Origin of the sequence: Curtobacterium sp. 18060 (genome assembly GCF_902706105.1) — a bacterium.
In the GTDB taxonomy this organism is placed as follows: Bacteria; Actinomycetota; Actinomycetes; order Actinomycetales; family Microbacteriaceae; genus Curtobacterium.
In genome coordinates this window covers 1-454 of the sequence record NZ_CACSJV010000118.1, presented here as the reverse complement: position 1 = coordinate 454, position 454 = coordinate 1, and the positions used below count along the sequence as shown (strand labels likewise).

The following is a 454-nucleotide window of genomic DNA, read 5'->3' as shown; positions in this document are numbered from 1 at the left end:
GTACCACGTGCAGCCGCTGTCGCTCGACGCCTTCGGCGAGCCGCTGCACACCTTCCCGGCCTTCACCGCCAGCGTCTGCAACCTGAACCCGACCAGCCGGGGCACGGTGCGCATCAAGAGCGCCCGCTTCCAGGACGCGCCGGCCATCGCGCCGCGCTACCTCAGCACGCCCGAGGACCGGCAGGTGGCGTCCGACTCGCTGCGCGTCACGCGCCGCATCGTGGCGCAGCCCGCGCTCGCGCCCTCCCGGCCCGAGGAGTGGAAGCCCGGCCCGCAGTACGAGACCGACGAGGACCTGGCCCGGCTCGCGGGCGACATCGCCACCACCATTTTCCATCCCGTGGGCACGACGCGCATGGGGGCCGACGGCGACCCGGGCGCGGTGCTCGACGCGCGTCTGCGGGTGCGCGACGGGCGTGGTGGCACCATCGCGGGGCTGCGCGTGGTCGATGCG

The 454-nt window shown here is 74.7% G+C and carries 1 protein-coding gene; it reads left to right on the top strand.

Translation table 11 applies throughout. The annotated features are described in order from the left end of the window. A partial coding sequence (locus GVL05_RS19830; RefSeq protein ID WP_235036090.1) for a GMC oxidoreductase occupies positions 1–454 on the top strand: 454 nt, incomplete at both ends.